Source organism: Bacillus sp. SYZHCR11 (assembly GCF_057196865.1).
This window is the reverse complement of sequence record NZ_JBXUND010000003.1, coordinates 346389-369355: the sequence shown is the minus strand read 5'-3', so window position 1 is coordinate 369355 and position 22967 is coordinate 346389. Positions and strand designations below refer to the sequence as shown.

General features: G+C 43.8%; 22 protein-coding genes and 1 pseudogene. 2 read left to right on the top strand and 21 right to left on the bottom strand.

Features of this window, described 5'->3' with window-relative positions; translation table 11 throughout:
* Positions 1-155: 155 nt before the first annotated feature.
* The 8 genes and pseudogenes from AC2CGA_RS13650 to AC2CGA_RS13615 form a co-directional block, all read right to left on the bottom strand.
* Positions 156-375: pseudogene (locus tag AC2CGA_RS13650) on the bottom strand (hypothetical protein).
* A 98-nt stretch (positions 376-473) separates the two neighbouring features.
* Positions 474-1850, bottom strand: coding sequence for a Tet(L)/Tet(K)/Tet(45) family tetracycline efflux MFS transporter (gene tet / locus AC2CGA_RS13645; protein ID WP_276123478.1), 1377 nt, complete (start codon positions 1848-1850; stop codon positions 474-476).
* A 33-nt stretch (positions 1851-1883) separates the two neighbouring features.
* A complete protein-coding gene (locus AC2CGA_RS13640; RefSeq protein WP_134816631.1) occupies positions 1884-1946 on the bottom strand; it encodes a tetracycline resistance efflux system leader peptide in 63 nt (20 codons plus the stop codon).
* Positions 1947-2059: 113 nt separating this feature from the next.
* Positions 2060-2581 carry a streptothricin N-acetyltransferase SatA gene (gene satA / locus AC2CGA_RS13635; protein ID WP_048368211.1) on the bottom strand — a complete coding sequence of 174 codons (522 nt, stop codon included), beginning with the start codon at positions 2579-2581 and terminating at the stop codon, positions 2060-2062.
* Positions 2582-2722: 141 nt separating this feature from the next.
* Positions 2723-3223: a DinB family protein gene (locus AC2CGA_RS13630; protein WP_060657437.1), complete on the bottom strand. Its 501-nt coding sequence runs from the start codon at positions 3221-3223 to the stop codon at positions 2723-2725.
* 196 nt (positions 3224-3419) lie between these two features.
* The gene (locus tag AC2CGA_RS13625) at positions 3420-3671 is read right to left on the bottom strand and encodes a DUF2651 family protein (protein WP_015387973.1); all 252 of its coding nucleotides are present in this window, start codon (positions 3669-3671) and stop codon (positions 3420-3422) included.
* A gap of 273 nt (positions 3672-3944) precedes the next feature.
* On the bottom strand, positions 3945-4748 hold the full coding sequence (locus AC2CGA_RS13620; protein WP_060657435.1) for an HAD-IIB family hydrolase: 804 nt from the start codon (positions 4746-4748) through the stop codon (positions 3945-3947).
* A gap of 33 nt (positions 4749-4781) precedes the next feature.
* Positions 4782-5594: a Cof-type HAD-IIB family hydrolase gene (locus AC2CGA_RS13615; protein ID WP_484480216.1), complete on the bottom strand. Its 813-nt coding sequence runs from the start codon at positions 5592-5594 to the stop codon at positions 4782-4784.
* A gap of 235 nt (positions 5595-5829) precedes the next feature.
* Here AC2CGA_RS13615 and AC2CGA_RS13610 point away from each other — a divergent pair, with 235 nt between their 5' ends.
* Positions 5830-6555: a MurR/RpiR family transcriptional regulator gene (locus AC2CGA_RS13610; RefSeq protein WP_003152806.1), complete on the top strand. Its 726-nt coding sequence runs from the start codon at positions 5830-5832 to the stop codon at positions 6553-6555.
* Between the two features lie 85 nt (positions 6556-6640).
* Here the strand turns inward: AC2CGA_RS13610 and manA are convergent, their stop codons facing one another.
* The 6 genes from manA to AC2CGA_RS13580 all read right to left on the bottom strand — a co-directional run bounded on the left by manA (position 6641) and on the right by AC2CGA_RS13580 (position 14294).
* Positions 6641-7588: a mannose-6-phosphate isomerase, class I gene (manA, locus tag AC2CGA_RS13605; RefSeq protein WP_046559903.1), complete on the bottom strand. Its 948-nt coding sequence runs from the start codon at positions 7586-7588 to the stop codon at positions 6641-6643.
* 14 nt (positions 7589-7602) lie between these two features.
* A complete protein-coding gene (locus tag AC2CGA_RS13600; RefSeq protein WP_117614621.1) occupies positions 7603-9561 on the bottom strand; it encodes a fructose-specific PTS transporter subunit EIIC in 1959 nt (652 codons plus the stop codon).
* 152 nt (positions 9562-9713) lie between these two features.
* Complete coding sequence (manR, locus tag AC2CGA_RS13595) at positions 9714-11666, bottom strand: mannose transport/utilization transcriptional regulator ManR (protein ID WP_024085639.1); 1953 nt, start codon at positions 11664-11666, stop codon at positions 9714-9716.
* A gap of 229 nt (positions 11667-11895) precedes the next feature.
* On the bottom strand, positions 11896-12813 hold the full coding sequence (locus tag AC2CGA_RS13590) for an MBL fold metallo-hydrolase (protein WP_232673847.1): 918 nt from the start codon (positions 12811-12813) through the stop codon (positions 11896-11898).
* 46 nt (positions 12814-12859) lie between these two features.
* The gene (gene ybaK / locus AC2CGA_RS13585) at positions 12860-13342 is read right to left on the bottom strand and encodes a Cys-tRNA(Pro) deacylase (RefSeq protein WP_014305475.1); all 483 of its coding nucleotides are present in this window, start codon (positions 13340-13342) and stop codon (positions 12860-12862) included.
* Between the two features lie 67 nt (positions 13343-13409).
* The gene (locus AC2CGA_RS13580) at positions 13410-14294 is read right to left on the bottom strand and encodes a LysR family transcriptional regulator (protein ID WP_003152795.1); all 885 of its coding nucleotides are present in this window, start codon (positions 14292-14294) and stop codon (positions 13410-13412) included.
* Positions 14295-14418: 124 nt separating this feature from the next.
* On the opposite strand from AC2CGA_RS13580, the gene AC2CGA_RS13575 reads away from it, so the two are divergent.
* Positions 14419-15627 (top strand): MFS transporter, encoded by a 1209-nt coding sequence (locus tag AC2CGA_RS13575; RefSeq protein ID WP_024085642.1) that lies wholly within the window; start codon positions 14419-14421, stop codon positions 15625-15627.
* Positions 15628-15776: 149 nt separating this feature from the next.
* Here AC2CGA_RS13575 and AC2CGA_RS13570 read toward each other — a convergent pair whose 3' ends face one another.
* The 7 genes from AC2CGA_RS13570 to AC2CGA_RS13540 form a co-directional block, all read right to left on the bottom strand.
* Positions 15777-18938 (bottom strand): bifunctional cytochrome P450/NADPH--P450 reductase, encoded by a 3162-nt coding sequence (locus AC2CGA_RS13570; protein ID WP_139885329.1) that lies wholly within the window; start codon positions 18936-18938, stop codon positions 15777-15779.
* A gap of 27 nt (positions 18939-18965) precedes the next feature.
* Positions 18966-19532, bottom strand: coding sequence for a TetR/AcrR family transcriptional regulator (locus AC2CGA_RS13565; protein ID WP_003152789.1), 567 nt, complete (start codon positions 19530-19532; stop codon positions 18966-18968).
* Between the two features lie 209 nt (positions 19533-19741).
* Entirely contained in the window at positions 19742-20281 is a 540-nt protein-coding gene (locus tag AC2CGA_RS13560; RefSeq protein ID WP_015387964.1) for a class I SAM-dependent methyltransferase, read from the bottom strand.
* A 172-nt stretch (positions 20282-20453) separates the two neighbouring features.
* Entirely contained in the window at positions 20454-20609 is a 156-nt protein-coding gene (locus AC2CGA_RS13555) for a hypothetical protein (RefSeq protein WP_007408227.1), read from the bottom strand.
* 173 nt (positions 20610-20782) lie between these two features.
* On the bottom strand, positions 20783-20923 hold the full coding sequence (locus AC2CGA_RS13550) for a YrzI family small protein (RefSeq protein WP_003152787.1): 141 nt from the start codon (positions 20921-20923) through the stop codon (positions 20783-20785).
* Between the two features lie 388 nt (positions 20924-21311).
* Positions 21312-22112, bottom strand: coding sequence for a formate/nitrite transporter family protein (locus AC2CGA_RS13545; RefSeq protein WP_007408225.1), 801 nt, complete (start codon positions 22110-22112; stop codon positions 21312-21314).
* Positions 22113-22375: 263 nt separating this feature from the next.
* Positions 22376-22744 (bottom strand): Na-translocating system protein MpsC family protein, encoded by a 369-nt coding sequence (locus AC2CGA_RS13540; protein WP_003152783.1) that lies wholly within the window; start codon positions 22742-22744, stop codon positions 22376-22378.
* Positions 22745-22967: the final 223 nt, after the last annotated feature.

The window sequence follows — 22967 nt, the reverse complement described above, 5'->3', positions numbered from 1 at the left end:
CTTCCCCTCCTTATGAAGCAACCAAACTCCCTGTTGCATAAGATACTTACTATTATTTTGACATAAATCCCCAAAAACCTTTACTTTGCCAGGGGAATCCAGATGCGGTTAAAACCATACCGCTTACGAACTTCATAGTCATTTTCAAACAGTGATTAACTTTCTCTCCGGCCTATTTTAATATCCTCATACACTTTTTCAAAAGTCTCGATTGGCAGTAAAAACTTGGTTGTTTTCTCGTTGCGGTAATTGATTACGATCTCAATTTGATTATTTTTTTGTTCAGACCCAATAAGTGCATTCTCCCATTTATCTCTGATTGAAATGATACAATTTTCCATTTTTCTTTTCCTTTTTCTTATAAATGTAATTCACTTTAACTCCCCTTTCATTGATCGGCAAAAGGTTCCGTAATAAGGAAGCTCCTTAAAAAAAGGATCAAAACTTTTATCAAGTTTGATCCTTTTCCCTTTTTAGTCATTTCTTCGCGAACGTTTATAGACATTCATGGTCACCAGCCAGCTCATAACAACGATTCCTGTAAAAAGAATGAGCATATTACTGTACAAATAAGCGGAATGATCAGCGTTAACAGGTAGCAGCCTTTGATTCAGCAAGCTGATCGATAATAAACCGCCTGCAATCGAAATACCCGTTCCCTCTGATAAAAAGCTCGTAAAATTAAGCAGACTCATTCCGGCGCCGGCTTCCTTTTGTTTCAAACTGCCAGACACAATTGTAGATATAACCGTTTTTGTGAAGGAGAGCCCCCCAAAAACAAAAACGATTATGACGGTCATAAGCCAAGGTGCCGCATCTATGAAAAAGGCAGCGATTAAAAAGCTGGAAGACATCAATACAATCCCAATGGTCAGCACATACAAAGAACCTTTCCGATCAACAAGCAATCCTCCAATGTAACCGAAGATGATGACGCTCATCGTCCCGGGGAACATAATCCCGCTTCCAATTGCCGCAGTACTTAAATGGTGAACATCTTTCATCATATAAGGAACCATAGACACAAATCCTGCAGCAGTGCCGAATATCAGGCCTCCGCTAAGGACGCCCGTCATAAACAAAACATTTTTCCCCAGTGCAGGGTCAACAAAGGGATCTTGAGTTTTCCTAATATGTTTCACAAATATCAGGAAAGCCAGAATACTGATGATCAGAAAAGACATTCTATATGACGTTGTAAACAGCAGAAAAAATACGATGCCTGCAGACATTAATATAATCCCCGTCATATCAAAGCGCCCGCTGATTCTTTCTTCCTTTTCCAGCAGTTTCACCAGGAATGGAACGGTGATAACTGTTGCTGTCGGAATAAGCAGCAAATATGACCAGTGAATATAATGAGCGATCATTCCGCCAATAGCTGGTCCGACACCTTCCCCCATTGCCACCAGCGACCCGATCAGACCAAATGCTTTACCCCTGTTTTCTTTCGGAATATAGCGTACTACTGCAACCATCACAAGAGCCGGGAATGCGGCTGCACCAGCCCCTTGAATAAATCGGGCCAGAATGAGTACAGGAAAGAAAGAGTGTCCGACAAATCCAATGATCGACCCGAAGCCATTTACCATAATTCCAAATAGGAGCAGTTTTTTGATGCCCAGCTGATCTGATAACTTCCCATACAGAGCAGTTCCGATGGAAAAGGTTAACATAAAGGCCGTGTTCACCCAGTTTACACTCGCTGGCAGTTTATGAAAATCGTTAGCGATATCAGGTAGCGAGACGTTCAAAACCATTTCATTTAATACGCTGAAAAATGACAAAACACAAAGCCAAATGAACACTTGGTTGTGCCGTAAAGCTGACTGTGAATAAGGCGTATTCACAAATTTCCCTCCATTAATGAGGGCAGACGCAGTTTATAGGGCCATTGATACGCTTCCCTCTTTTAATTGTACCCTGTTCATTTTTTTGCACTTCATACATAACTCCCCCTGCATTGATTGATATACCTTATTATAAATCCTCAAGCCGATGTTTTGAATACTTTGCGGCACACACCCGCTAAATGACGAAACATCAAATACTGTTATTTTTAAAATTTACAGTACCAAAAAACCGCAATTTCATTTGCTGTTGAAAAATTGGAATAAAGCATTGTATCGACCGCTCCTATGACAAAGTTATTTTTGGCATAAAAATGACAAGCTGAAACATTAATATCTTGTGTTTCAAGCATAAGACCGCATAAATGATTCTCCTTTGCCCACTCAATCGCTTTATGTAATAAAGCCGTCCCGACACCATTTTTTCTATAATCTTTTGCAACGGCAATGTCTTCAATCAGTGCGTATCCATTCCAATTAGAACGAAGCTTACTCCGGCCGACACAGTCGTTCTCTGCGTAATAAAAAAAGACAACTTTATCCTCTTCTTCAATATAACTGACATCAATGTCTTCATCGTCATATTTTTTGACATAAGGTTCAGCAAATTTCTCCTCTGTATATGTCCAAACATTGTTTTCAAATGAAGGGATGATTCTCCCTGAAACAACGAAAGGTTCGTTTGGTTTATTGAAGTCTTTCATATTGAATTGAGTCATTTTAGTTATCATCATAATCGCCTTTCTGCAGTTATTGAACTCACTTTACACCTTTTGAACTGTTGATTCGTCTGCATGTCACGAAGACTAAAACAAAAAAGATACCAACATCGATTGGTATCATCTATTCGTTCGAGCCCTTACAACAACATCCTATTTCGGAGCTTCCAATCCAAATGTTGTCCATTCCTCTTTTGCCGGACCATAAATACCCGGAACAGGTAAACCTGCTTGTCTCATAAGGACAGTCATTTGTCCTCGATGATGGTTTTGATGTTGAATTAAAAACATCAAAAGTGAACCATTCGGCATTTGCTGACCAATAAAGTTGACACATTCTTGAAGTGTATCGTCAGTCCATTGCGTTTTTAACGCCTGCACAAATGCATTACTGGCTTGATGATAACTCTCAGCAATAAACTGCGCCGACGCAGGAACAGGATAATCTTCAGCCGGAGCGTGGAACGTTAAATCTGTGTTCGAGGTAATGATATGAATGGCCGCGACAGTATGCCATGCAATACGGCCTAAAGTCCAATGTTGTGAAGTGATTTCTTGTTTAAGTGATTCATCAGTCAGATGATTCAGCAGTTTTTGTGTCGCATCGGCTTCGAATTCCCAAGATTTCAAAAAATGGTCTAAGGTTTGAAACATAAAAATCCTCCTTATCCTTTTTTGTATTTCTATGTATCTGCAGTTCAATTATAGTGCTCCGTTTAGTTAAAAAAGAACAAAACGATAGACAGACAATACAATAACAGACAAAATATAAGAACAAACAGATCACTCTATACTTCCTTTTCTTCAATCGGCAAAAAAGGATAGCTGTTCAAACAGGATTCTTCAGTGTCTAATATTTTCGCTTTACAAAAGTCCATACCGTCTTAGTGATTGAACCGGAGATAAAACAGCTCCCCGTCATCATAGCCACCCAAATGAAAAATGTCGGTTCGGCACCTATTACAATAAACATAAATATCAAGGACAAAATGAATACAATAACAACCATCATCCATACTTTTTTGAAGATGAAATATCCTAAAATCCCTAACAGAAAAGAAGCTGCCGGAAGAAAAATGAGAATGATATACGCGGGACTCAACAGCGGGCTAATACAAACACCTCCCAATTTCAAAACGAGGAAGTTCCTACTTTTTGTCTGATATCAAATGATTTGAAGTGATTTATTTCATCTTGATATTACGTCTTTTCATTCATTTTATACATATTATACCAATACAATTGGGTCAAATATAGATATTTGTTCATTTTTAACATATTTTCGGAAAATCAGGAGTGATTTAAAGTCGGAGGATAGCCCGCTTTTTCTTTTCCTAGTAAGCCCTGCCGCATTGGCTTTAGCCGATCTGCTTTCTCATTGTTTTTGCAGCGCTAATATTCTCATAATCGTGTGCATGACGCTGCTTTCGTCATTTGATTTGATGACAAAGTGCGCCGCATCTTTTATTTCATCAATGGCGTTCTTAACCGCAAAGCTGTAGGAAGCCGCTTCCATCAATTCTTTGTCATTGCGGCCGTCTCCGAATGCCATTGTTTCATCAGCCGAAACCCCTAATAATCGCTGCAGTTCTTGTACTGTTGATCCTTTATGTATTCCGATATTTGATATGTCCATCCAGGTATCTTCTGATGCTACGATATATAATTGGTGAAAAAATTCATGCAGCTTTTCTCTCGTTTCCGGACAGTTGGCGTCGGGGTCATGAACCGTAATCTTGATAAAATCGTCTTTTATCTCAGTAAAATCAGTTATTTTCGTTACATGTGCATAAGAGGCATTTACATATTTCATTTCACTTTCAGACAGATTTTCTTTTACGATCGCGCCTTTTTTTGTGCACGCGATAATGGTGTGCCCGCAGCTGATTTTTTCTAAAGCGTCTATAATTGACAGTCCGGCTTTATTGCTGATCAAAGATTCATATACGAATTTGCCGTTCTTTTTCATACGTGCGGCACTGTCTCCTAAAATCCAAAAATCTTTCGCGTCTTCTCCGAATAAGGCTTCCACCCTTTCACACTGTTTCCCGGTGCAGATGGCGAAAGCGACATGCTGTTCCTCCATTACTCGTTTTGTCTTTTCAAATAACGTTCTGTCAAAATCGCCTTGATTATTTAAAAATGTGCCGTCTAAATCCGTAATCACTAATTTAATCATCGTTCAGCACCTCCGCAGTTAAAATGTCTTTTTTCAGACAAAGGGTTTTTCACATTTGAGAATGGAATCAATCGCGTTTAAGACCCCTTCCTCATTGTTTGATTGCGCGATATGCGCCGCGGCCTGTTTAATGCTTTCCTGCGCATTATCCATAGCGACTCCGTATTTCACGGCAAACACCATCTCCAAATCATTGCCGCTGTCTCCGAAGGCCGCGCATTCTTCATCATTTATCCCCCATTGTTTCTGGAGAAGCCTAATCCCGCTTGCTTTATGAAGCCCCGGTATGATCAGATCTATGTCACCGTGCCCGCTTGATACAGGCGTGACGAAAGACCCGATGGCGTCTTTTAAATGCCTCAGAAGTGCGGAACAATGTTCGGCGGGAAAACTGATGGAAAATTTTAAAATGTCATCATCGATGTTTTCAAAATGCGGCACCCTTTTTAACACATAATAATACTTACTGGCATGCAGATATTCATCTTCACTGGCATTTTCATGAATATACGCGCTTTTTTTTCCGCAGACAATGACGTTTTTCACCTCATACTGCTCTAAAGCACGGATCACTTCTTTTATAGTGTCTTCAGACATGTTACCCGCGAATAATTCTTCTCCGGCATTCACGACGAAAGCGCCATTCTCGGCAACGAAAGCGATTTCACTTTTGATTTCCGGAAAGAAGGATGTAAGCTGCGCATATTGGTTTCCGCTTGCTACGGCAAATTTAATTCCCCGCGCTTTTAATTCACGATACTGATTCATAAAACGCTCTTTGTTATATGCCATTTCATCATTCAAAAACGTTCCGTCCATATCAACCGCTATCAGTTTGATACTCATATTGTCCTCCTTTTTTCGGCCGCTTTTGTCAGAGACCCTTGAAGAGATCATGCATAAGCGTATGAACGAATTATATCCGCAGTTGTTTTGCACCGTAAATCATTGGCTGACGTCTTGTTTTGAATGACACAAAAAGTGATTTGTCACATAAAAATAACACTATGTTTCTTTTAAAAATGATATGTTACGATGAGATGTACATTCACCATTCTCATAAAAAGGAGAATCCCCCTGCATGTTCACACACGAAATGATTGCTTCATTTAACGAGCTTGAAACTTCTTTATACAACTACATCTCCCAAAACAGCGAGAAAGTCGTCTATATGCGAATCCGTGAATTGGCAAATGAAACCCATGTATCGACGGCTTCTATTTTACGTTTCTGCAAAAAAATAAACTGTGAAGGGTTTTCGGAGTTTAAGGTGAAGCTGAAAATGTATGCGGAGGCAAATAAAAAAACGATTTTAAAGAGTCCCCATCATTCCGTTGCCGAGTTTTTTGAAAGAACAGTAAGCGGAGGGATGGAAGAAAAGCTGAAGGAAGCAGCAGCCCTTGCAGCCGATGCAGAAAGCGTCATTTTTATCGGAGTGGGTAGTTCAGGAATTCTCGCCGAATACGGAGCCAGATATTTTTCGTGCTTAGGGAAACTTTCAATGTATATTAAAGATCCTTACTTTCCGGCCCATTCCCATTTCCGCCATAACAGCATCACGATCGCATTATCGGTTTCAGGTGAAGGAGATTCTACGGTGACTCATCTGAATCAGCTGAAACAAGAAGGAAGCCGGGTCATCAGTATTACAAATCATAAGCATTCAACCATTGCCAAAATGTCCGATGTGAATATTTCATATTACGTGACGGAAGAATGGGTTGAAAATGCGAATATCACCACCCAAATCCCCGCTATGTACATACTTGAATCAATGGCTCGGGAGATATACAAATTGAGAGATTAAATTCAGGAACGGACCACGGAGATTTCGGCCTTTTTGTAAAAGTAACGAGAAACCCTTCTCTGCTGCCAGAGAAGGGTTTTGAAGATCACAGATGAGACACAATACACTTTGCATGGCCCGCCAGTTTATATTCTCCCAAACCGGAAGGCAGGAGAATGTGATCTCCTTTTCTAAAGGGATGTTCATGCCCGCCTGCAATTATTATTCCGTCTCCTTCGATCACGCTGACAAGAAGGAAGGGATGATTCTGGAATAAATTTGCTTCACCTTTTACATCCCACTTTTCGACTGAAAAATAAGGACATTCTATTAAAACAGCTGCCAGCAGATCATCTGTTTGTTTATATTGAACGATCGGCCGTTCACGGACAGATGGAACGTCTGTCACTTCTATACTTTTTTCCAAATGGAGCTCGCGCAGCCTGCCGTCCGCATCTTTTCTTCCGTAATCATACAATCTGTAAGTCGTATCTGAATTTTGCTGCGTCTCTAAAATAAGTGTGCCCTTTCCAATCGCGTGAACGGTGCCGCTTGGGACAAAGAAGAAATCTCCCGGCTTTACCTTAACTCTGTTCAGAAGCCCGTCCCATTCTCCGCGCTCAATCATGGATATCAGTTCTTCTTTTGTTGTTGCGCTGTGGCCGAAAATGATCTCCGCATCTTTTTCACAATCAATGATATACCAGCATTCGGTTTTTCCAAGTTCCCCGTTTTCATGCATTTTGGCAAAGTCATCATTCGGATGCACCTGAACGGACAGATCTTGGTCCGCATCCAAAATTTTTGTAAGAAGAGGAAAACGGTCTCCTTCAAGGTTTCCGAATAAATCTCTGTGATGCTCCCACAATTCACCGAGCGTACATCCTTTATACATCCCGTTTCGAACTGTGCTTTGCCCATTTTGATGAGCGGCAAAGGCCCAGCACTCCCCTGTCCGCTCGGACGGAATATTATAGTGAAAATCACGCAGGGCGGCGCCTCCCCAAATTCTTTCTTTGAAAACCGGATTGAAAAATATCGGTTCAGTAGACATGATCATCCCCCGCTTTATTCGATTTCTTCCAGAAGCTCATACGCCTCTTCTTTTGTCTGAACGGAGAGCAGCCTTTCCCGATAGCTGTCATCCATCAGTTTTCGGGATAACATCTGCAATATTTTCAGATGCTGATTTCCGCCGCTTTCCTTCGGTACGGCAATCATAAAAATCAGTTTTGCATCAGAACCATCAAGGCTGTTCCAGTCAACACCCGAACGTCTTATTCCGAATGCGACACCCGGCGTTCTGACGGCATCAGACTTTCCGTGCGGAATGGCGATATTCATACCTATCGCCGTGGTTCCCTGCTGTTCACGGCTCAAAATGGCCTGTTTAAATCCGCTGTCAGACAGAAGCATACCTTTACGGGACAATTTCTCGATCATTTCATCGATAATGTCATCCCTCGTTTCGCCGGATAAATGCGGTTCAATCAAGTCCGTGCTGATAATGTCAGTCAGTTTTTTGATTTCGGTCATCCCGGCTTTTCGGCTGTCAGCCTGAGATGGTTCCTTTGTTTCTTTTGCCGCTGCAGCTTCATTTGGTGCGGCAGACGGCAGCACCTCACCGGGCGAGGGGGATTTCGCCATATCTTTCTTCAGTACATTAACCAACAGAGCGGTGACAAGAGAGCCTGCTGTTACAGCGATAAAAAACATCAATACATGATCTACTGCTCCAAGTACAGCAACGATGGGGCCGCCGTGTGCCACTCTGTCCCCCACATGGCCGATCATCGCTATCACCGAGCCGGTCATAGAACCCGCCATAATACTCGGGATCACACGAAGGGGGTCTTGGGCCGCAAATGGAATGGCTCCTTCCGTGATACCGAAAAGGCCCATCGTAAATGACGCTTTTCCCATTTCTCTTTCTGCGGCGGCGAATTTTCTTTTTCCTAAAAACGTCGCAATCCCAAGCCCTATCGGCGGTATACAAATGGAAACGGCAATCGGGCCCATAATTTCATAATTTCCTTCTCCGATCATTGCCGATCCGAATAGAAAGGCCACCTTGTTTACGGGTCCTCCCATATCAAAAGAGATCATCGCTCCTAAAATCAATGCCAGGAGAATTGAGCTCGAGCCTTTCATTCCCGCAAGCCAAACCGTTAATGATGCGAAAATATGAGCGACGGGGGCGCCGATCAGAAATACAAACGCCAAACCGACGATCAGTGAGGCAAACACCGGAATAATAATGATCGGCATAATCGGCTGTATTGCTTTAGGAACTTTACATTTTTTGATTCCAAGCGCCGCATATCCCGCCAAAAATCCCGCAATGATTCCTCCAAGAAATCCTGCGCCGCTCGCACTGTCGTAAAAGCTGCCGGATGCCGCAATATATCCGCCGATCATTCCGGGGACAAGACCCGGCTTATCGGCGATGCTGAACGCGATGTACCCGGCTAAAATCGGGATCATGAATGAAAAAGAAGCGCTGCCGATCTGTTCAATCGTTTTCCAAAAAGACGCATCCGGAATGACTAAGCCCTTTGGTGTTTTTTCTCCTCCAAGCGTCAATGCAACCGCTATCAATAATCCGCCGACGACAATGAAAGGAACCATAAAAGAAACGCCGTTCATTAAATGACGGTAAATCGGATTTTGTTTTTTGCCCTGCTGACTTGCGGATTCAGTTTTTGAAGCAGATTGATAGACCGGCACTTCACCGCTAAGCGCTCTTTGAATTAATTCTTCCGGTTTGCGGATGCCTTCCTGAACCCCGACGGCCAGCAGCTTTTTTCCCGCGAATCGGTCTTTGTTCACCGAACGGTCCGCCGCGATAATGATTGCGTCTGCTTCCCGGATTTCCTCTTCGGTCAGCCTATTTTCCACCCCGATTCCGCCCTGGGTTTCCACTTTGATCTCAACGCCTAATCTGCCGGCTGCTTTTTGTAAATTTTCAGCAGCCATATACGTATGGGCAATGCCGTTCGGACATGATGTAATCGCTAACAGTTTCATATAAATCCTCCTTTGCAGTCTGAATTTCAAGATCTTGTCTCAACTTTATACTGAAATCAGCCTGTGATAAGCGCGTTTTTTTACCATAAGTTCCGGAAATAACGGCATTTTTCCCTATAAACAGAAAAAAAGCAGGGAGCCATCCCCTGCTTTTAATAGTTTAAATACGATAAAAACGTCATCACATTTTTTTCTTCCGTCAGTTTTTGAATAAATGCCGGCTGCTCGCTAAGATAGGAAAGCTCACTGAATAATTGCTTTACCTTGTTTTGATCTTCGTGTTTGACGGCAAGCATAAATACAAGCGACACCTTTTCCGTCCCCCACTCAATGGGCTCTTTTAAGGTGGCGATTGCAATGGCTGATTGTTTGATATATTTAGAGTTCGCGTGAGGGATGGCAATACCCGCTCCGATATTTGTCGCCGACATTTTTTCTCTCATTACTGCATGAATGCCATACTCTTTTTCTACATAGCCTTTTTCATACAAAGCCTGCGCCAGCTTTTCAATGACCTGATAACGGTGCTCTGTCTCTTGCTGTAAAAAAACGAGAAACGGAGTCGTATCATTCAGCATTTTAAACGTTTTTTGCTCCCGGCGGTGTGATGTATCAAGCTGTTGCATAAATGCGCTGAGCTTCTTTTCATCAGCAGGTTCCAAAAGCGGTGATACGACGATATGAGGGATCGTTACATTTCCAAGCCCTATCGTAGAAATGACGAAATCTATATCTTTATGCTTTTTGATATACTCTGTCAGCTCCGCTTTTGCGATACAGTCTTTTATCGTAATGTGATGAAATTTGCGTTCAATTTTAGTCCGCAGCAATTGCGACATGCCAATGCCCATATGGCAGACGATGATCGTCCTTTTAGGGTTATGACTGCTTCGGCGCAGCCGTTCAATCGCTGCCTGAAAATGCAGGGTCAAATAGGCCGCCTCTTCTTCAGGAATATAAAGATCAAATGTTTGATTGATGTCTTCTAAAACGTCAATGATAAGATGAAACAAATAAGGATACATTTTTTTGATATCGTGGAGCATGGGGTTTGAAACAGAGAGATCATAGCTCAGCCGCTTCAACACCGGATCGAGATGAATGTTCAATCCGTTGATCAATTCCTGGTCTTTATGGAAATCCAGCATTTTCAGTTCTGAAACGCGATTGATCAAATGCCTGACGACTTTGGAAAGCTCAGAATCTTCAAGATCAAGCTTCTTTTCTTGCTGCAATGGATAGCGCACTTTCCCGCCTATTATATGTAAAGTTAAATAGACGGCTTCTTCCTCGGGAAACCGGATGGCAAATACCGGCTCAAGCCGTTTTAAACAAGCCAGTGTCCATTCATATTCTTTCTTCTTTTTTACCGCCTCCAGCTGCCTTGCAGAGATGGCGACCGGCTGTTTCATTTTGATACGGCGGATGGTCAGCAATGTATGCAGCAGCAAACTTTCAAATGTTTCATCCGTAAAATAGATAGAATGGTTTTTTTGTAATAACTTGATTTCTTTTCTCACAAAGTCCGCTTCATGACTTAAAAACTTACTTTTTATAAATTGGCTTGTAAACTCCGCATTATCAATCAAATCTGAAATTCGCGCCAATGCTTTTCTTTTGTTTTTTTCGTCCCCTTCAATCTTTAAGCCGAGCCGCTGTTTAGAAACCAGTGTGAGATCAAATCGCTTCAGCCACTCTTCAACCGCACTGATATCCTTTTTAATGGAAGCTCTGTTTACAAAATGCTGTGCGGCAATTTCTTTTGCGGAAACGGGCTTTGAATTCATTAATAAATCATAAGCGATGTGAAGTATTCTTTCTTCATCGGTCTTGTGCCTGCATGTAAAGTGCTCATTATAAATATGCCGGCTTAACCGTGACCTTTCCTGTTCAGATATATGTAAATAGACGCCTAATCCCGGTTTGCGGATCAGCTGAGCTTGAGCATGTTCATTCAGAAAATCTTCAATCGTTTTCAAATCATTCCTGATCGTTTTTTCAGAACAGCGGACCCTGTCTGCGAAATCTTGCACAACTAAGTAGTCATCAGGTTCAGATAACAACAGATACAAAATCTTTTTCTGTCTTGAATTCATGTATTTCATCTGTTTTTCTATCCTTCCTGTCCGTTTCTGCTGGAGCAATTGTGATAGGTTAAATATACTGCGCATACGAAACCGTTTTCATTGTATAGTGAAACAAAAGAGTAAAAAGTTTTGTTTTTTACCGCAGATTCCGGAAAAATCATGTTTTATACTGAGTCTGTTCACCTTTGGTTGACAACAAAACACCAACCGTTTTTAAACGATTGGTGTCGGCAGCGAAAACCTGCTGTTACAGCCAAAATGTTTCGCCAAGCGCTAATGCACTCAGGTTTTCAGGAGGTAATGCAAGCCGGTCCCACTCACCGTGCAGTCTGCTTAATGCTTCCGGGCCTGTATCATCAGCAAGCCGGAATGCCCCGTAATGCATGGGAATGAAGCTGTCAGCCTTCAGCTCTAAAAAAGCTTTCACGGCGTCTTCCGGATTGATATGTGACACTTTCATAAACCATTCGGGTTCGTATGCTCCGATCGGCATCAGGGCCGCCTTAATACGAAACCTCTCTCCGATTTCTTTAAAGCCTTCAAAATAGCCTGTATCTCCTGCAAAATAGATGGACTCGCCGTTTTCGCTTTCTATGACCCAGCCTCCCCAATGAGAAGTATCGGTATCCCAAAGCGTTCTCCGGGTCCAGTGCTGGGCCGGAACAAATGATATATTCACCCCCCGCATCTCAAAACGATCCCACCAATTCATTTCATGAACCTTTTTGCGGCCTTTTTTGATGAACAGCTTTTTCAGTCCCGCAGGCACGTAAAAATCCGGGTTTCCTCTCAGTTTTTTTATACTCGGAAAATCAAGATGGTCATAATGCCCATGTGAGATGAGCACGGCATCAATGTCAGGCAGTTCGCTCAATTCATATCCCGGCTCTGTCAGCCGTTTTTGAAAACCCATCCTCCGCGCCCATACAGGGTCGGTCATTATGTTAAGCCCCTGTATTTGGATCAGAAATGAAGAATGGCCGATCCATGTTATGGCGGTTTCCGTCCGATTGACGGCAACATCACGGACATCCCTTGTGACCGCTTTCGGAATATTCTCGCTTAAATCTTTACTTTTTTCTCTTCGTTCTTTCATCCATTTCCACATGTCCATGAATCCATGTTCATTCTTCACGCCATTCAAGTTTTCATATCTTTTTTTCATTATCATTCTCCCTTGAAACGTGTATTCCATTAGATCCACCGGACATTTATACAATGTCTGTAAATACCGCCCCGCTTGCTTCGGCTAAATCTCGAGGCGCTACTTTCAGCTGCATTCCGATTTTCCCCGCACTGACAATCATAAACGCCAGTGTTTCAGCGGATCTATCAATAAAAGTCGGAAACCTTTTTTTCATTCCGATCGGAGAGCAGCCGCCGCGTATATAGCCGGTCACTTCCAAAAGGTCCTTCATGGCAATCATTTCTATTTTCTTCTCACCTGCCGCCTTCGCAGCCTTTTTCAGATTCAGTTCTTTTGCAACGGGAACGACAAAGACGTAATAACGATCAGTTCCTGCAGATGCCACTAAGGTTTTATAAACATATTCGGCAGAGTATCCGATTTTTTGTGAAACGGAAAGACCGTCTGCGGGCTGTCCCCCTTCTGTTTTGTAACCTAATAGCTCATAGGGAATGTTTTGCTGCTCAATGATACGGACAGCATTTGTTTTCACTGTTTTTTTCGCCATGGTTTTCCTCCGTTTTCTGTATTTCTTTCTGCTTTATTTTCAACTTCGATTTTAATAAAATGACCGCTCAGTTGCGTGCTTTGTAATAATCAAGTGCAAACTGTTTAAAACGCTCAGCAGCGGGAGAGAGAGCATGGTTTTTTAACTGGGCTAACGCTATGGTGCGTTCGCATTGGTAATCTGCAACCGGGAGAAAAACGACCGGAAAGTATGAATGCTCCGCAGTTTTCGGCAGCACTGCAGCCCCCAGACCCGCGGCGGTCAACCCTAATATGGTTGACACTTCCTCTCCTTCAAATGCGAGATGCGGGTGTATATTCAAATCCCGGCACATCAGATCAAACATATATCTCAGCCCGTATCCCGGTTTAAATCCGACAAAATCCTCGTCCTGCATCTCTTTCATTTGAATGCTTTTATTTCCTGCAAGCGGGTGGTTCTCAGGAAGCACCGCATAAAGAGGCTCTTTCTCCAGCACTGTCCATTGTAAAAGCTCGCTGGGAAGCGGCGGGGAGCTGAGACAGATATCCGCATCTCCCGTTTCCACCATTTTGCGAAGCGTTTCATTTGCGCCTTGATAAAGCCGGAAGGTCACGTTTGGGTATAGCTTTTTAAATTCGGCAATCAGCTGAGGCATCAAGCGCAGCCCGAGCGTATGAAGAAAAGATACAGATATTTCGCCGTGCTCCAGGCTCATATTTTTTTTCACTTGTTCAACGCCTTCATTTAAAGCTCGTCTCGCTTGTTTTGCTTTTATTAAGAACTGCTCTCCGTGCCTTGTCAGCCGGACGGCTTTTGTCTCTCTGTAAAATAACGGCGCGCCTAATTCTTCTTCGAGCCTGATAATCGATCGGCTTAATGCCGGCTGAGAAATCATTCTTTCTTTTGCCGCATTTGTGAAATGCTGATGAGTTGCCGCCGCAATGAAGTTGTCAATTTGATGAAGCTCCATTTTCTCCTTCTCCCCTTTCTTCATAACCTACACGCATTAATTCTATAGTTATTATAAATTAGACACATTGAAATGAAAAGCGTACGATACATATATAACCAACAGTGAGAAAAGAGGGACATTCATGACGTTTATTCAGCCTCATACAAAGGCTTACAGAAAGGCCAGCTTGGCACTGTTTATCAGCGGCTTTGTGACATTTGCCACGCTTTACACGACACAGCCGCTTATGCCTTTGTTTTCGGAAGAGTTTCATATTTCCGCTGCGGCTGCCAGCTTAACTTTATCCATCTCAACAGCCGTTTTGGCATTTTCATTATTGGCCGCTGCTTCGTTGTCTGACGGATTCGGCAGAAAAAAATTAATGGTGCTGTCGTTAACAGCCACTTCTGTTTTAGGTCTATTAACAGCGTTCAGTCCGGCTTTTCCGGCGCTTTTGGCGATGAGGGGGCTGCTCGGTATTTTTCTGGCAGGCGTTCCTGCTGTCGCTATGACATATGTAGGCGAGGAGTTTGATCCGAAGGGCCTCGGGAAAATGATGGGCCTGTATATCAGCGGCACAAGCATCGGGGGAATGAGCGGCAGGCTGTTAACGGGGCTTCTGACTGATGTATTCGGCTGGCGGCCGGCGCTTGCCATTATCGGCATTCTTTCTATTATATTAAGCTATTTGTTTTGGCGTTTTCTTCCGGCTCCGCGCCATTCATCTCAGCGGCATGCGGGCGTAAAAGCGGCATGTAAGGAATACGGAGCGGTTCTACACCGCAAACGGCTGCTTTTGTTAATATCTCTGGGATTTATATTAATGGGGAGTTTTGTGACATTATATAATTATATCGGCTTTCATTTAATGGCGGCTCCTTATCATTTGTCACAGACTGTAATCGGTTTTATTTTTATTGTCTATCTCGCGGGAACGTTCAGCTCTGTCTACATGGGGAAAAAAGCAGATCTTTTCGGAAGTGCAAAAATGATTAAGATTGCGATTTTTGTTATGCTTGCCGGCGCAGCGGTGACACTTTTGCCCCAGCTTGCCCTTAAAATTGCGGGCATTGCCGTGTTTACCTTCGGCTTTTTCGGCGCACATTCAATTGCAAGCGCCTGGGTCGGCCGAGCAGCCGGTGATCAGCGCGCGCAAGCTTCTTCATTATATCTGCTTGCATACTATATCGGGTCAAGCGCGGCCGGGTCTTGCGGCGGTTTCTTTTGGACGCATTTTCATTGGATCGGTATCATTTCATTTATTTCGGTTTTGCTATTGCTGTCTTATCCGGTTTTATTTCTGGCGGAATTCAGAAAAAAGGGACATAGCCGCCTGCATGTAAATCAATAAAAACATTAAAGATTTGTGTCTTTTGTCCGATACTAAAGATAAGGCCGGCACGATACTCCCTATAACTATTCCTTTTGATTCAGTAGATTTCAAATATCGTGCCGGCTTTCTTCAATTAAAACACAATCTTCAATTGCCTTACGCTTCTGTTACACACCTGCCCAAACATCTTTCGCATATCTTCCTTCCGCCTGCAGCTGTTCAAGCCAATTCGAGGAAACTTTTGAATCAGTGTTATGCACCTTTTCATACGCCTGAAGCAGTACATTTTCGACAGCCGGAGCCATTTTGCTTCCGTCTCCGCATATATAAAGATGGCCGCCTTGGTCAAGAAGCGCAATAATCTGTGCAGCCTCGCGAAGCAGGACATCCTGTACGTAAACTTTACAGTCCTGATCTAATCTGGAATACGCCCGATGCACGGTGACAAGGCCGTTTTTCTCCGCATGGTCGAATTCATCTTTGTACAGATCGTCTTCTTCAGGGTGTCTGCAGCCGAAGTATAAATGAGCTTCGCCCAGGCTGTTACCGGACATTTTTTCTGCAGCCCGCGCCTGGATAAATCCCCTGAACGGTGCAATTCCGGTGCCTGCTCCGATCATAATGAGAGGCGTTTTCGTATTTTCGGGCAATGCGAAACCCGACTGCGGCGAGCGGATGAAACAGACGGCAGAATCGCCATTTTGTAATCCGGCTAAATAGTTCGAAGCCACGCCCTTGTATTCTCCCCGGCCGCTCCACGCCGGAGCCGTCACAACGCCGACCGTGATACTGAGCTCCCTTTTGTTTGCCTTCGGTGAGCTTGAGATTGAATAATAGCGCGCCTTTAAGGACGGCAGAAGTTCTAAAAAGCGCTCAAACGGCAGTTCACAAGCCGGATAATCTTCCAGCAGGTCCAGCATGGTCATTCGTTTTTTCAGCACGTTTTCTTTATATGCCGCATCGTCAGAATAAAGATGCTCCAATTCTTTTTGGTGCGGCGGGCACACGGTATGGGCGGCAAGTTCGCGAAGCTGGGCTCTCGTTGCCGGTTCCTGCAGCTCTACATATGACGCCAAAAGCTCAGGCGCATTAACCGGCCGGTCCATCGGCAGATGAGGCAGCTGCCGGCCCTTGATCTTAAAGTGCTGATTTGGGTCGAGACCGAATCGGCGAATGACACGGCTGATCAGTTCCCCGCTGTTTTGCGGAAGCACCCCGAGATGGTCTCCTTCCCGATACGTTTCGGTCTTCGGGAGACGCAGCTCAATATGCCGGACTGAACGCTTGCTGCTTTCGGTATGAAGCTCTTTGTTTGTGATGACTTCCGCCTCAAATGCTTTGTACGTTTTGGCAATCGGCGTCTCGGCTGCTTCACTTACGTATTCGATTGATAACTGTGATTTGTTTGCCTGTTTTGGAGCGGCCTCTATATGAAAAGCCTTCATGATGTCCTTCCAGAATGAGTCTTCCCAGGCTTCCTGACTGTACTCAAAATCATCGGCATTGTCGCCCTCCCCGATAGAAGTCAGCCGTTTTGCCCCTTTTTCTTCAAGCACTTTGTCTATCAGGCGGGGGATTCTCTGGTAAGTGGCGGCCCAGTTGCGGTCTCCGCAGCCGAAGACGGCGTAAGAAACACCCTTTAATTCCTGATCCTCAAGGGTTTCCGTCCATTTCACAAAACCCACCGCATTATCAGGCGGCGCCCCGTTATAAGAAGCCGTCACAATAACGACTGCGCCTTTTACAGGCAGTTTCCCGGCATAATCATCAAGCGGGCCGGTTTCAGTTGAAAATCCTTTGCTTCTGCCGATGTCAGCCAGCTCTTCCGCGATTCCTTCCGCAGTTCCCAAATTTGAACCGTAAAGAATGAGAAGCGGCGTTCCGTGGGACGGGATTTCTTTCGTTTCTTCTTTGTGACCGCCGCCTTCAGCTTTATGGTTTTGTACGGGCTGATGATTGGACACGTCCTTGTTTTTTACACGGATTTTAAAATCACCGGGCTTAATGGTTAAAGCTTCTTTAATCGTAAGCTCATAATCAGTATGATCAATCAGTTCAAAGTGTTTAAGGACAAGGCCGAGCACCATTGTCGCTTCCTGCAGGGCAAACTGCATCCCGATGCATGCGCGCTGTCCGTTTCCGAACGGCTTATACGCATCAGCCGGAATTGCCGCGGGATCGCTGAACCTTTCCGGACGGAATAGCTCGGCATCTTCTCCCCACGCGCTTTTATCCCGGTGAAGCTGCGGAGTCAGAATCGTCACCGGCTGTCCTTTCGCAATCGGATATTTCCCGCCGAGAACCGTATCTTCTTTCGCGTACAGGGAAAATGCCGGGGCAGTCGGATACAGCCGCAAAGTCTCGTTTAACACCATGCGGATATATGTCAGCTGCTGAATCTGCTTATATTCAGGTGTCTCTCCCGTCAGCACCCGCTCGGCTTCCTGAACGGCTTTTTTCAATTTATCTTTATTTTTCAGCAGGCAGTAAATCGCGAATGAAAGCAGTCCGCTTGTGGTTTCATGCCCCGCGATCAAAAAGGTAATGATTTGATAACGGATATTTTCATCATCCAGCCTTTCACCCGTTACAGGATCTTTCGCTTCAAGCATCAATGCTAAAAGGTCAGACAGATTCTCATCCGGATTTTCCCTCCGCTCAGCGATGATCCGGTCTACGAGTTCATTCATCACTTCAATATCCTGCTGGAACTGATGTCTCGTTTTGATCATCAGCTTGTCCTGCAGGCTGTGTCTCTGCGATTGGCGCATTGCCTCCTGCAGCGCGCGAAGCATACTTGTGATAAAAGGATGCTGTGTGTCGCGGTAAAAGCTGTTAAAGCGGTAATGAAATCCGCACAGGCCGATTGTATCCAGCGTCAGGCGCGTCATATCTTCGGCAACGTCAATTTCTTCATTCGGATTTAATCTGCTCCACTTCTGCACGAGCTGCATGGCAATATCAAGCATCATTGAATGATAGCCTTTCATCGCCTTCTGGCTGAAGCTCGGCAATAAAATCCGATGCGCTTTCTGCCAATTCTTTTCGTGAGTCCAGCTCGTAAATAGTCCGTCACCGCCAAACTCACGGACTTTCAGCAAGGCTTTGCTGAGGTTTTTATCAAATCGCTTTTCATCACAGACTTCTGCCGCGAGCTCGCGGTCTGAGACGAAGACCCCGACAGAGCTCGGAAATTCGAAACGAAAGATCGGGCCGTATTCTTCGGCAATTTTCCAGAGTGATTGTGACAGTTTTTCTTTTTCCAAGTGAGGGAGATTTTTCAGAGGTCCGTATGTTTTCGGCTGCGGTATAGCGCTTAGCTGTTTCATATCGATCTTCCTTCCTTCGGCGAATAGTTAATGAGTTCTGATGGCATCCCAAGAACATTGTTCCAGTTCTTTCAGAAACGGTTTTGTTATTTCGACGCTTCCCGTCCGGATAAGCTGATAGAGTTTGAGATATGCCCCGAGCAGCAGCGCCATCAGCACATTGGACGGCAGATTGCGGAGCACACCTTCAGACTTGCCGCGCTGAAAAAAGACGTCAAGCATCTGTGTTATTTCATCAAGAAGCTTACGGCTCGTTTCATTCAGAAAGTAGGCGTCCTTATTCGTTTCAAGAAAAAACAATGCATACTCACTTTCCTTCGTAAAATCAATCAGACAATAAAACAGGTGATGAAACCCTTCTCTTACAGAGATACCCTGAAAGTCCGTTTTGACTTTTTTCATAAAACGCTGCGCACTTTCCTGATACAGTACGTTCACAAGTGTCTCTTTACTGTCAAAGTAACGGTAGATTGTGCCGGTTCCGACATCGGCCTGAGCGGCAATCATCGGAATCGTCGTGGCGTCAAATCCTCTATCTGTAAACAAAGTAAGCGACGCTTTCATAATGAGTTCAACCTTGTTTGAAGCTGTCATTTCATCCCCCTTTCCAGATGCGGAATGAATATTCATTCCGTTTGTTCAAAATATTTAAAATGTACGGTCATCTGATTACCATTGTATAAGAAAAAAACTTTTTTTAATATAAAATAGATGTGAAATAACCAAAAATAAGGAAATATGCCCAATTTCACAAAAAGAGCTGCAGTGACTTAAGCAGCTCTTTTTATTTCCCAAGAAATATTCTATTTAATGGCAGTAATAAAATGGAACGAATCTCTGCTGACAACTGAAATGTCTCTGAAATGCTGATCATAGAGCACCTCAATCACATCCTTCTCACTCATCCGCGAAGGTTTCAAAACCATATAGAAACACCCGTCAATTTGAAGAACGCGGTACACTTCTTTACATGCTGTCCTGTAATCGCTGACTGTTTCAGCAGTATGTAATGAGAAAACTTTATGAAAGCTGCGATCGCGGAACGGTAAGCTTTCAGGCCTCCCCTGCTGAATGTTTCCGCGCCCGGCTTTTATAACCGAACGGTTTGCGCGCTGTGTTTTCCGTATTTTACGTTTCGATGTTTCTATGCTTTTAAGACTGCCCTTTTCAAGCTGTCCGATGATTTGTTTAAACATTGAGCCGTTTCCGGTCCCGATTTCCAAAATGCGGTCGTATTCCTGTATGTCCATCAAGATTTGCTGAATGACTGACTCTGCCGGTTCTGATGCAGCAAAGTATTTCGCGCGCATTCGTTTTAATGCTGAAGATGTATGTTGCAACATTGTATAACACCCGCTTTTCCATTCCTGTGATTTATTATTCAGAAATAATATTACCTCGTATTAGTATGAGGTACTAACTAGACGCACTTCTCTTCATGAACGTTTCGATTTATTTGAAATTTATATTTGTTTTCATAAAAAAAAGACGGAAAACGTAGGTTTTCCGCCTGCTCTAGTACCAATAATACGGTGCTATATATCTTGTCTGCCGGGAAAGCGCCGCCATTCTCTGCCGGCGATACGGGTTGCCGTAGCCGTGTTTAAATGAATGGGGCATTGACGCATACCCGTGCCCGATGGATGGAATTCTGTTCTGACCGCCTTGCATGCTATCACCCGCTTACCAATTTTTCTTTCTTTACCATGGTATGCAGGCCGTCTGCGACGTGACAGCAACATCCTCGCTAAACCTGGTCCTTCTCCATTGTGTAATGATTCAGCAGTTCAATTCTGAACATGATGATCTCCTCCTTCTCCTCCGTTTTGGCCCTTCGTGTCCGTTCAGTTCATATAAAAGTGTTTCAGCTGGCGTTCTTTCGCTTCATTATAAAACTCTTCGACCTGCTGTTCTCGTTCATACTCTTCCGCACTTTTAAAACGCTTTGAAATGGTCAGTGTTAAAAAGAAAAGATTAATGGTCATTATCGCTCACCCCCTTTCAATATCCGCACAAGCGAAAATAACCCGCAGCAAACTTCATATGCGCTGCGGGCAGACTAAATCCGCAGACAAAAGAAGACGTGCTTCTTTCCCTGCGGGGAGCTGCGAATGTCCTGATACTCCGAAATTAACGTGCTTGACGGGCAGAGGTTAAGGAAGGACACGAACTCTTCCACAGGCTGAATCGGTTCAATTGTAAATTTTGATTGCCGTTTAAAGTCGTCATGTGATTCAACCTCCCTTTGCTTTTTTCTTACTTTGTAAGTATATCCATCAGCTTCCATTTTGTAAACATTTTTTTCAAGATTTGGACGGAAAATGTGCTGGCATTCCGCTTCAATTGTCCGTGTTTTCCGGCATCTTTCTTACCTCAGGAAACTCTTTTCATCCCTTGCTTTTTCTGATCTTTTTTTGAATATGCAATAAAATAAATAAGGCCGACAAACACTGCCCCGCCGATTACATTCCCGATAAAGGCCGGAATGAGATTGCCAATCAGATCACCCCACGAAAAAGAACCTGCAAAAATCGCAGCCGGGATGATAAACATATTGGCTACAACGTGCTGAAAACCAATCGCGACAAACGCCATAATCGGAAACCATATACCCGCGATTTTTCCGGCTCCGTCTTCTGCGCCGAAAGAAAGCCAGACGGCCAAACAGACAAGCCAGTTACAGCCGATCGCCGAAACAATGACTTTTCCAAACGGCATATCCAATTTGCCTTGTGCGACCGCAATCGTTTTTTCCAAGTAAGGTCCTGTTTCGGTTAATCCGACAACATGTCCGAAAAAGTAAGCGACAAACAGTGCGCCGACAAGATTCATCAACGTCACGATCACCCAATTTTTCACTAATGCACCGGCGGATATTCTTCTGGAAAAAAGCGCCATAGATACCGACATCATATTACCCGTAATCAGCTCCGCGCCGGCAAGAACGACGAGCACCAATCCGATGGGAAACACGGACGCCCCGATTAAACTCGACAGGCTTCCCCATTCTTTCGGAAGGTCGCCGATGACACGGATATCAAGCAAATAACCGAGTGCGATAAACGCTCCTCCCAAAAATCCTAATACAATCAGTGCTGAAAGCGGTGAATGCACCTTTTTTACCCCTGATTCGACCGCAAGCTCCGCTATTTCGTCCGGTTTACGAAAAGCCATAATAACCCCTCCATTTATCATTTCAGCCCCGCAGTTTCCAAAGACGCCTAACAAAAAAGGCAGCATTCAAACAGCCCGTCTAAAACGGGTTTGAATGCTGCCTAACTTGTATGCATACCCATACAACAATATCAAGCAGAATGAAAATATCAGCTATAGAAAATGTACAGATCATGCACACATTCCATAAAATTCGTCCTTAAGCCACTGCAGGCAGTTCATATCATATCAAATGTGACAATTTCGTGTCAATTGAATTTTTTTCAGCTTTTGATTTCTTCACGGCGCTCTTCAATTGTTCGGTCAAAGACAAATACAGACACCGCAATATTCTCTTCGATCTTGATGTCTGAAAACAGATGCACGAGTTTTGCTCCGATGAGCTCTTCCATTCCGTCAGGCGTTTGTTTTGAATACAGTTCCTGAATTAAGCTGGTCCGCGCCGCATGAACCATTTCTCTTCCTTCAGGCGTGCGTGCGATAAACTGCTCACTTGCGCTTAGATTGCCGTAAAGCGTTGATACCGCCATGTTATCCACAAAAACGGTGTGAATTCGTTCCGGCCCCTTTCCAAATAATTCTTTGCGCAATTTCCGGATAATATCGTTAAATTCATGAATTTTTTTAGACATATTGTCCCCTCCGATTTTAGCCTATGAAAGACATTCCCGGTTCCCCTTTGTGACATTTCACCTGGTTAAAGTTTTCCTTTCGTATTGTATTATAATAAATATCACCTTATAATAAAAGCAGTGAAGATGGATTTGTAATAGGAAACGTGTTATGAGTCTATCGTTTTATACAAATAGGATTGGTCTGTTAGTAAGACTTGCTAGTGAACTATTCCGCCATGCG